The organism is Bradyrhizobium sp. SZCCHNS3052, assembly GCF_032484495.1.
Taxonomy (GTDB): domain Bacteria; phylum Pseudomonadota; class Alphaproteobacteria; order Rhizobiales; family Xanthobacteraceae; genus Bradyrhizobium.
In genome coordinates this window covers 1-8444 of record NZ_JAUETB010000026.1, presented here as the reverse complement: position 1 = coordinate 8444, position 8444 = coordinate 1, and the positions used below count along the sequence as shown (strand labels likewise).

The following is an 8444-nucleotide window of genomic DNA, read 5'->3' as shown; positions in this document are numbered from 1 at the left end:
GATCGACTGGCGCGCCCATCTTCATCCCTCCGCCCGTCCGGCCGTTAGCACTAGTGCTAGGAACTCACAGCCCGAACCCGCTTGACAGCCGCCGAAATCGGCGATCCAGCCGCGCCCAAAACGCCGGCCCGGCGCTTCTTCAGCGACGAAGAGAAACTCGCGATCGCCAGGGAAACTGAGTTGCCGGGCGCCAAGGTCTCTGCCGTCGCGCGCAAGCATGGGATTGTCACCGGGCTGCTGTTCCGCTGGCGCGCACAGTTCGGCATCGCGCAAAAGACGCGCTCCAAGCTCGCCTGTGTCGTGCTGCCCGACGACATGCCCGCTGCACGCGCCCTGCGCGATCTCGTACGTCCACCGGAGGGCATGATGGCCGTTGACCTCCATGATGGACGGCGCGTCTTCGCTGCCGCCAGCAGCGATCCGGATGCCGTGCGAGCGCAGATCGAGAGCAAAGAGGCCGCACAATGATGTTCGTTCCTGCAGGCGTGAAAGTGCACCTGGCGCTCGGCTACACCGACATGCGCAAGGGCATGGACGGGCTTGCAATGCTGGTGCAGGACACGCTGAAGAAGGATCCGTTCTCCGGTCATCTGCTTGCCTTCCGCGGCAAAAAGGCATCGATCCTGAAGGTCCTGTTCTGCGACGGAAACGGGCTTTGTCTGTTCACAAAACGCATCGACCAAGGCGGCTTCGTGTGGCCGGTGATGGCGGCTATGATGGCTCGATCACGCTCACGCCGGCGCAGCTCGCGATGCTGATCGAAGGCATCGATTGGCGCGCGCCAGAGCGCGTCTGGAAACCTGCGATTGCAGGATGATCTGCAAAAGCCGGTGCTGAACTGAGTTGCGATTCTTCTACGAATCAGCGTGTTCGAGTACCATCGGACATGCAGCTCGATCTCACCAATCTCCCCTCCGATCCTGAGCTTCTGCAGCGCCTGGTGCGCGACATTGCCGCTGCGATCGACCATCGCGACACCGAGATCGAGCGTCTCAAGTCCATCATCAAACAGCTGCAGCGAATGCAGTTCGGCCGCAGCTCCGAGCGCATCGATCCCGACCAGCTTGCACTCGGTCTGGAGGATCTCGACAGCGACATCGGGCGCGTCGAGGAAGCGCAACCGAAGGTCACACCGGAAGCCAAATCTCCGCCGCGACGTCGTAAGCTGCCCGATCATCTGCCACGCGAAGACATTCTGCTTGACGTACAAGGCCGGATCTGTGGCTGCTGTGGCGGCGCTCTCCATCTGATTGGTGAGAGCGTCAGCGAGATGCTGGATTGGGTACCAGCTCGGCTTCGCGTCGTGCGCACAACCAGACCCAAATACGCCTGCCGCGCCTGCAACAAGGTCGTGCAAGCCGGTGCGCCCGAGCGGTTGATCGCTGGCGGTCTGGCGACGCCGGCGCTGCTCGCGCACGTGCTGATCAGCAAATACTGCGATCACCTGCCGCTCTATCGGCAGTCGCTGATCTTCGATCGTCATGGCGCCGATCTCTGCCCCTCGACGCTCGCGGGCTGGGTTGGCGGCGCATGCTGGTGGCTCGAGGCTCTGCACAAACGGCTGTGCAAGAACGTGTTCGCCTCCAGCCATCTGTCTGCCGATTATGCGCCGATCCCGGTGCTAGATCCTGGCCGCGGACGAACCAAGACTGGGCGGCTCTGGGTGTACGCGCGGGAGCAACGGCCGTGGAGCGGCCTCGAACCTCCGGCAGCCACCTATCTATTTGCGCCGGACCGCAAACCGGCACGTCTACCAAGGCATATACCTGCAATCTTGGATATTGGGCGTGCCGCCCGCGATGGAGGACGAAAAGACGTTGGAGGCATTCCTGGACGATCGCTACAATCTTCGTGCCGACGATATCGAGCACCAGAACCTCTTCGGGTGGCCCGCGGACGGCGCGCTTCGCGGAACGTCTGCGCCGGGCTGATCGACGCTCGACACGTGCGACGGCGGCGACTGAATGGGTCGGTCGTGGCCGTGAAGCCGACGTAAGGCTCGCCGTGGCTCCGTTCGGCTGGCGTGCGATCGCCCTCACCCGGAAAGGTCGATGTTTCGCCGAGCACTGGATAACTTGTTCACCCTTGATCTTCTTCCGAAGACGCGCGCAACTTGGCTCCTCTGCCTCCCCCGCTTGCTTTCCGCGATGGTAGGCGAGGTAAATGGCGGCGTTCCTCCTTGTCGACGAGAACCGCAATGAGGACGCACCCGGCGTACGAGATCGCGACAGGACAGGCTATGGCAACGTGACGCCGGCTGGTCGGCGCAAGGCTTTTAAGGGTTGTCCCTAGGCCCTCTCATGGTCAGACTGGACTACGCTTGGTCTATCCTCCAATCTTCGAGCGGGCACAGGAGGCATATCAGTGAGCGAAGAGAAGGGCGGGAGCGGTTTCGGCGAGCCAGGCAGGTTGTCGCCGGACCAAAAAGCCGCGCACGATCTGCTGACCGAGCTACGAACCAGGATCTCGACGCAAAAGCTGCCCTACCAGTACGGGGTCGAAGCAAGGGCGCTGGAAAGCCTCTGGGAAATCTTCGGCCTGGCGCGCAAGGCCATCAAAGACAATCCGGGCTGCCGAGAGTTCGCTCAGATCGCGACCACCATGCTGAACGTCGTGCTCCGACCGATGACCGCCAAGTGGCACCGCGCCAAGGAAGCCGGGCTGTTGGATTCGCGAGACGGTGCAAACGACTTCCGGGTCGATCTCGCCCAGGTCCGCGGAGAGCTTGTCGCCTTCGCCGAAAATCTGCAGATGTTGGCTTACGGGAAGGTCATTCCGGACGAGCAAGGACCGGAAGTGCTGAGCCCCGCGCAAGTCCAAGCCGCATTTCTTCCGGTCAAGTTCGGGCAGGACGAGGGCATCGCGCGTCCAGACGGTGGCTGTTCTCCCGAAAAGTGCATCAATGCTGACGAAGCAGCGGAGATCTTCGCCCGTCGCCGGCTGGCGAATCTAACTCCCAACGACTTCGATGCCATTGGCCTGGCGCTCTCGGGAGGCGGCATCCGATCGGCGACGTTCTGCCTCGGCGTCGTCCAGGTACTCGCCGAGCGCGGTTTGATGAAGGATTTCGATTATCTCTCCACGGTCTCCGGCGGCGGCTACACGGGATCGTTAGTCAGTTCCGTGATAGGCTCCGGCGGATCGTTCGAAGAACTGGCGAAACCGTATGGCCCCGATACGGACGCCGTCCGTCACGTTCGCCAGAACGCCAAGTATCTGAGTGCCGTCAACCTCAGGCAGCGATGGATCATGATCACCGGCACTTTGTCCGGGATGATCATGAACTGGATCGCGCCACTATGTTTCCTTTCATTCCTTGCTTTGCTTTTCATCTATCTAGGCGACGCAATACCTTCGCAAATCTGGTCGCAGGCCGCCATAGGCCTTTCCATCGTGACATTGGTCGCGATCTACATATCCGGTTTCTCACTTCGAGCCGGCACGAACGCTCGATCCGGAGCGATCGTGGTGGCGATCAGCGCTGGGGCCGCTTTGGCGTTTGCGATCGTTGCCGCGATCGAGTGGGGGCTTCTCAAGTTCGACGCACTTCTGAACTCGAAGATATCCGGCGCCGTTGTTCTGTCCGTGCTCGCCGGACCAGCCGTGGCCCGATTTATGCCGGTGTTCCGCAGCGAGACGTTTCGGAAGAACTTCCTTCGCATTGCGCTGTACGCGGCCAGCCTCGTCGTCCCGCTGCTCGCAGTCGCCGTCTTCTACCTGCTTCGGGAGCTGGGTCGCATGCCGATGGATTCGGAGGCACCCTGGTACAATCCCGTCCACTACCTCTGCGGCACTGCCGTGCTGGGCTGTCTGTTTCTTCTGTCGCTGCTTTTTTCGCTGCTTGGTCTGGATGTCAATCTGACGGGACCGCACAAACTGTACCGCGACGCGCTGGCGGCGACCTTCGTCAGACCGAAAACGGGCGGCCCGACGCTGCCGCTCACCTCACTGAACGGCAGCAAGAAAGCTCCTTATCATCTCATAAACGCCGCAGTGAATCTGCCGTCCAGCACGCGCCTCGTATTGCGGGACCGGAAGGCGGACTTCTTCCTTTTCTCCCAGCATTGGATGGGTTCGAAGGCCGTTCGGTACAGCCGGTCGAAAGCTTGGGTGGCAAAGAATTCGGAGGTCGATCTGGCGACAGCTATGGCGATCTCCGGTGCAGCAGCATCGCCGCACATGGGTTTGGGATCGAAGCCGACGCTGTCCGCTATAATGACCCTGCTGAACATCCGATTGGGCTACTGGATCGCGAACCCGAAGGAGCAGACCTTCTGGAACTTTCCAGGCTTCATCTGTCTTGTGCGCGAGATGTTCGGGATAGGCATGACAGAAAAGCACGCCTGGTTGAACATTTCCGACGGCGGTCACATCGAAAACATGGGGATCTACGAGCTTCTCAGACGCCGATGCAAGTTCATCGTCTGCGTCGACGGTGAAGCCGATCCGGAAAGCACATTCCACGGACAGCTCACCCTCGTTCGACACGCGCAGATAGATCTTGGCATCCGCGTAGAGCCTCGGCTCGACGACATGAGGCCGGACCCGAAGTCGCGTTTCAGCAAGACGCATGTCCAGCTTTTTCGGGTGATATACCCAGAAACGCTGGACGGACGGCCGCCGGGCATAGGCTTGATGCTGTACCTGAAGCTCTCCCTGACGGGCAACGAGGCCGAGCTTCTGAAGAGGTACCGCCTCCTCCATCCGGAATTTCCCCACCAGTCGACGCTGGACCAATTCTACGACGAGGAGCAGTTCGAAGCCTATCGTCAACTTGGCGTCCATGTCGCAGAGGGCACATTTTCTCCTGCCCTGATGACGAGCAACACGCATCCTGCCACCGTGCAGGAATGGTTTCGGCAACTCGCCGAAAATATGTTGGAGCCGTTCGGAGCCTGAGCTGACCACGATGCCGAGCTATCTTCGGTGCTAGTTTTCGTCGGTCGGCAAAACCGAACCGGCGGCGCCCAATCGCGAGGTTGATGGAGGAGGCGCCGTTGCGTTGCGGTCTGCACCGACCGACTGGACATTGCGGGTCACCTAGGGCAATCCTCAGGTGCCAAATCGGGACAAAGTGCTTAAAGTCCTCCGTTTTCCGGGAGATACTGACCGCATGGCCAATCCCTTTGCTCCATATCAGCCGCAGCGCAGACGAGTCTTCGTGAGCTATCACCATCGAGCCGACCAAGCATACTACGAAGATTTCTCGTCGGTCTTCCATGACGGATTCGAAGCCATAACCGATACCTCTCTGGAACGTAGGATTGACAGCGCCGATTTCGCCTACATCATGCGCTGCATTCGCGAAAAACATCTGACGGGGAGCTCCTGCACGATCGTGCTCTGCGGTCGTGACACACCCAGGCGACGCTACGTCGATTGGGAGATCGAAGCATCGCTGTCCCAGCAGATGGGGTTGGTGGCCGTGCTATTGCCGACCATCGAGGTCTTCTCCAACGGCGGCACCGCCAAGCCGGACCGACTGCAGGACAACATTGATAGCGGCTATGCCGAATGGGTCTGGTGGTATGATCTGCGAAACAATCCGGCATCCCTTGCCACTATCGTAGAACGCGCAAACTCGAAATCCGGTCGTTTGATCCTGAACACCAGGCGCAGAATGGAGCGAAATGGTTGAATACATCACGAGGGATACTCTTCGCAGGAATGCCGGGACGCTCAACGAGCAAGTCTCGATCGTCAGAAAGGCTCAGGCCCGGTCTCCTCAAGGTTCGACTTTCCTGAGCCACTCGACAAAGGACGCAGACATCCTGCCCGGAGTAATAGCTATCCTCGAGCGGCACGGGGCGGTCGTGTACGTGGACAAGAAAGACGAATCGCTGCCGCCGACCACATCGCGGGAGACTGCGACAATCCTCAAGAACAGGATCCGTCAATCGCGCAAATTCCTCCTTCTCACCACGATGAATTCGAAGGATAGTAGGTGGATGCCATGGGAGCTTGGTTTGGCGGACGGGTACAAGACTCCCGCGAATACCGCGATCTTCCCGAGCGTCGATACGGCCGCAGACCACAGGTGGGCGGAGCGGGAGTACCTCGGGATCTACGACCGGGTCGTCTTCGGCAAGTTTGAGGGGCATCCGACCCCGGTGTTTATGGTGTACAACCAAGAAAAGAACGTCGCGACCGAACTATCGGCATGGCTGAACGCTTGAGGTTTCCGTAGTCTCGGGAATGAAAGTTGGGAGAGCGCGGTGGCGAAGTCCTCGAAGTTGCGCGTGATGATCTCGAGCCGCTGCAATGACGAGTTTCCGCTACGGAGCAAAGACGCCATTCGACTGACCGATCTCCGCGTCGAAATGAAGAAGGAGATCGAAAGCGCCGAAATGCTCGGTAGCCGACTGTATGAAGTCTGGATTCATGAAGAGGCAGGCGTCTCCGCCGATCTGAATTCCTGGGAAGAATGCGTACGCCAAGCGCGCGACTGCGACATCTTCCTCATGCTGTTCAATGGAAATGCCGGCTTCAAGGGAAAAGGTGAACTTGCGACCGTCGGAATATGCGATGCAGAATTCCAGGCCGCCTTCGCCGCCTCTCCATCTAAGGTGACTGTCGTCGACATTTTCGAACGCAGTTCACCGGCGGCGCCTTCTGGAGCTCATCACAAGTCCTTCCAGGAGAGGATCGAACGGGAGAACGTCTTCGGTGCGCGACCTGCCAGCATCCGCGAACTCAAAGATGCGATCAGACGCGCCGTGACCACACGCACCGTCGAGCTGGCCCAGAAAGGCGTTCTGGCAGGAGGCCGGGGACGCGGCTATCTGGGGCCAGCTCTGGATTGGAGAAGGCTCGGCTATGCGGAGCGGGCCGGCCGTATGAGGAACGCCGTCGCAGCTGCGCTCGGCGGCCGTTTGGATGCGGGCACATGCAAGATCGAACTGGATGGCCGCACTATCCTCTGCAGACCGGCGGCGATTCCGGATTCGCTATCCGTGTCGGCTGCTCGCGAATTCGTCGGTCAGCCGCACCTTCGAGACCATACTGACGTCGTTCGACTGAAGAAAGTCCACGGCGGGCCGGTCCATGTGATCGCTTGCCACAAAGCAGCGACCGAAAGCCAGGCGCAGCGCATGCTCGGGTATCCGAATGCGACCGTAGTTCCCGCCCCCTTCGGCACCTACGTCGTCGATCCGATTCAGGCCGTGCAGTTCGTTCTGATAGCGAACTGTTCGGACGAGCATGCGACCCGTCTCGCGGTGCAGAGATTTTTGGAATGGTTGTCGCAGACCGGGCAGCTATCGATCCTGGTTCACACTGCAATAAAAAGGAAGGAGGTTGTTGCCCTGCTTGCGAAAACTGGAATGTACAATAACGCTCCAGGCACCAGACGCTCTCAAGCGGGGGATCAGACTGGCTAACGATTGCGAACTCTCGGCGGAACCTCGCTGACCTTGCCCCCAAGATTTATCCAGATCTGAGTTCGTTCGGGCGGTTGGATGTGCCCATCCGGGCGGTCGTAGCGGCGGGAGCTGGCGCGGAGCTATCGGCATAGCGCAGCGCCAGATCCCGACGCGGATTGTAGGTGGCGGCGAACTCGGATGGCGTCTTCCATCCGAGCTGGGAGTGCGGCCGAGCGTCGTTATAGTCGGCCTGCCAGGATCGGAGCGCAACGCGGGCCTGGGCGAGCGAGGTGAACAGCGTCTCGTTCAGCAGTTCATACCGCAGGCGGCCGTTGAAGCTCTCGATGAAGGCGTTCTGCATGGGCTTCCCCGGTGCGATGTAGTGCCAGGCGATGCGGCTCTGATCAGCCCATGTCAGGATGGCATTGCTGGTGAGTTCGCTGCCGTTGTCGCTCACGACCATCTTGGGCTTGCCGCGCTTGGCGACCAGCCGGTCCAACTCTCGGGCGACCCGGGCGCCCGAGAGTGAGGTGTCGGTCACCAGCGCCAGGCACTCGCGGGTGCAGTCGTCGACCACGGTCAGGACGCGGAATCGCCGGCCGTCGGTCATCTGATCCGACACGAAGTCGAGCGACCAGCGATCATTCGGGAGCAGCGGCACCGTCATCGGAGCTCGTGTGCCGAGGGCCCGCTTGCGGCCACCTCTGCGGCGCACCGTGAGCCGTTCCTCCCGGTACAGCCGGAACAGCTTCTTGTGATTGACCAGATAGCCCTCCCGCTTGAGCAGGACGTGCAGGCGACGATAGCCGAAGCGGCGGCGCTCATGAGCGATCGCCCTCATGCGCTGCCGCAGCCCGGCATCATCGGCCCGGCTCGTCTGATATCTGACCGTCATGCGGCAACATCCGATGGCTTTACACGCCCGCCGTTCGCTCATCCCGTGAACACCCACGAGATGTACGACAGCTTTCCGCTTCGCCGCAGGCGTTACCACTTCTTTCCCAGCAGATCCTTCAGCGCTGCATTGTCCAGCATGGCGTCCGCCAGCAGCCGCTTGAGCCGCGTGTTCTCGTCCTCCAGCGT

Annotated in this window: 7 protein-coding genes and 1 pseudogene; 7 read left to right on the top strand and 1 reads right to left on the bottom strand. The window is 60.6% G+C overall.

Features of this window, described 5'->3' with window-relative positions; translation table 11 throughout:
- The first annotated feature begins 81 nt into the window (after positions 1–81).
- The 7 genes from tnpA (at position 82) to QX073_RS34260 (ending at position 7379) form a co-directional block, all read left to right on the top strand.
- Positions 82–468 carry an IS66-like element accessory protein TnpA gene (gene tnpA / locus QX073_RS34290; protein WP_316227122.1) on the top strand — a complete coding sequence of 129 codons (387 nt, stop codon included), beginning with the start codon at positions 82–84 and terminating at the stop codon, positions 466–468.
- A complete protein-coding gene (gene tnpB / locus QX073_RS34285; protein WP_410052403.1) occupies positions 465–758 on the top strand; it encodes an IS66 family insertion sequence element accessory protein TnpB in 294 nt (97 codons plus the stop codon). The genes tnpA and tnpB overlap by 4 nt, the downstream gene beginning before the upstream one ends.
- A 128-nt stretch (positions 759–886) precedes the next feature.
- The gene (gene tnpC / locus QX073_RS34280; protein ID WP_316227121.1) at positions 887–1996 is read left to right on the top strand and encodes an IS66 family transposase; all 1110 of its coding nucleotides are present in this window, start codon (positions 887–889) and stop codon (positions 1994–1996) included.
- A 368-nt stretch (positions 1997–2364) separates the two neighbouring features.
- Positions 2365–4899: a patatin-like phospholipase family protein gene (locus tag QX073_RS34275; RefSeq protein WP_316227120.1), complete on the top strand. Its 2535-nt coding sequence runs from the start codon at positions 2365–2367 to the stop codon at positions 4897–4899.
- Between the two features lie 214 nt (positions 4900–5113).
- Positions 5114–5638 (top strand): TIR domain-containing protein, encoded by a 525-nt coding sequence (locus tag QX073_RS34270; RefSeq protein ID WP_316227119.1) that lies wholly within the window; start codon positions 5114–5116, stop codon positions 5636–5638.
- A complete protein-coding gene (locus QX073_RS34265) occupies positions 5631–6176 on the top strand; it encodes a toll/interleukin-1 receptor domain-containing protein (RefSeq protein WP_316227118.1) in 546 nt (181 codons plus the stop codon). Before QX073_RS34270 ends, QX073_RS34265 begins: the two co-directional genes overlap by 8 nt.
- Positions 6177–6215: 39 nt before the next feature.
- Positions 6216–7379, top strand: a complete 1164-nt coding sequence (locus QX073_RS34260; RefSeq protein ID WP_316227117.1) for a hypothetical protein — start codon at positions 6216–6218, stop codon at positions 7377–7379.
- Between the two features lie 46 nt (positions 7380–7425).
- On the opposite strand, the pseudogene QX073_RS34255 reads toward QX073_RS34260, so the two are convergent.
- Positions 7426–8444 (bottom strand): annotated as a pseudogene (locus tag QX073_RS34255) (IS3 family transposase); the annotation flags it as partial.